Source organism: Alcanivorax sp. HI0083 (assembly GCF_001635175.1).
Genome location: NZ_LWFX01000410.1, coordinates 1 through 1,529 on the forward strand (window position 1 = coordinate 1; position 1,529 = coordinate 1,529).

General features: G+C 63.6%; 3 protein-coding genes. All 3 read right to left on the reverse strand.

What is annotated here, in order from left to right:
• Positions 1–81, reverse strand: an 81-nt coding sequence (locus A3754_RS28420; RefSeq protein ID WP_231880473.1) for a hypothetical protein, incomplete at its 3' end; no start/stop codon positions are given.
• Between the two features lie 95 nt (positions 82–176).
• Entirely contained in the window at positions 177–665 is a 489-nt protein-coding gene (locus A3754_RS04275) for a biotin/lipoyl-binding protein (RefSeq protein ID WP_063518928.1), read from the reverse strand.
• Positions 662–1,529: hypothetical protein (locus tag A3754_RS27195; RefSeq protein WP_197468445.1), on the reverse strand; the 868-nt coding region annotated here is incomplete at its 5' end. The genes A3754_RS27195 and A3754_RS04275, both read right to left, overlap by 4 nt.

Consider the following 1,529-nt stretch of genomic DNA (forward strand, 5'->3'; position numbering starts at 1 on the left):
GACCGGCAGGCGAATTTCCACCTGGTCTTCCTGATACAGCTGGGCCAGCTTGCTGCCCGCCTGCACATGTTGCCCTGCCATCACCTGTACAGCTTTCAGGCGCCCGCTGATCGGCGCCAGCAATTCGGTCTGTTCCTGGTTACGCTCCGCCTGACGCAGGCTGGCACGGGCGGCACTCAGCTTAAGGCTTCGTCCAGTTGCGGCTCGAACCGCCCCAGCGCCGATGAGCGCCCGGAAGCCCCGGACACCCGCGCCTTGGCCCGGGTCTGGGCCAGATGCAGACGCGCCGCATGGACACTGTTCTGACGCGAGGTGACCTCCAGAGCAAAAGGCTCCGGATCCAGCTTGAGCAACACATCGCCTGCAGCCACTCGCCCACCATCGGCAAACGCCGGCGCCACCTCCTGAATTCGCCCGGAGACCTCAAGACTCAACGGCAGGTCGTGGCGCGCCGTGGCCTGGCCCTGACTGAACACCGGAATCACCACATCCCGCCAATCCACGGTGATGGTATTGAGGGCCAACACGCTATCCTTGGCCTTGGCCGGCGGGGGGGCCGGCGGCACCAGATAAAGTGAGAAAACGGCCATCACCATGGCCAGGGTGGCCAGCAACGCCACCAGTGTCCGCAAGCTGAGGGAACGCAAACCGGCAGGCAATTTCATTCAACCACTCCCAGCCAATTAACCCAGCGCTGCAAGCACTGGCGTACCGTGGCTTGCGGCACGCCCAGGGAAGAGTGCACTTTCAGGGACAGGCTCATACAGCCATTTACCACAATCACACCATTCGCGACCGGATGGCTCGGGCTGCCCGGGCCACAGCAGGCAAACACGGTATCCTTGGGCATCCCGGCGGAGGCAAAGTCCATTTCCCACTCACCCAGGCTGGAAAAAGACCCGCAGTGCCGGGTGCCTTTCTGCAAACGCCCACACAACCAGTTCACCCCCCGCTGGCCAATCAAGCGGCCAATACGTGCCAGATGCCAATACCGCCAGTGCACATTGGCCTTGAGGTAGCCGCGCACGGAGCGGTCCAGCCTGGCGGCCTTGTCCTCATGGTCCACAGTGAGATAGAACGCGCTGGACAGGTTCATGTCCTCACGCAACATGGGCACCACACCGCGCATGTTCACCGGAAAGCACCAGCTACCGGCAATGCCGTGCAACATCAGGGTGTCACAGACCGCCCGGTGCAATGCCAGCAACAGCAGGCTGTTCACGGATACCTTGTGCTGGTGGGCTCGCTGATACAGCGCACGGGTCTGCGCCGGATTCAACCATTGCACGCAGACCGGGCTGGCTTCGATCGCTTCAGGTTCTGCTTGCCCAGCCAAGTCCCGCCAGCGGCGCCACACCGGTTCCACTGCAGGCAGGTCGTCCGGCAACCGTTGCCAACGCTGCCACCAGCGCGGTGCCTGCTTCTGGCGGCTCAGTGGCATGGCCGGCGGGGTCACCCCGCGTTGTTTCAAGGCCTGGGTAATGCCGCCCACCCCATCATGGTCCCGATGGCGCAAGGCGACGGTGTCG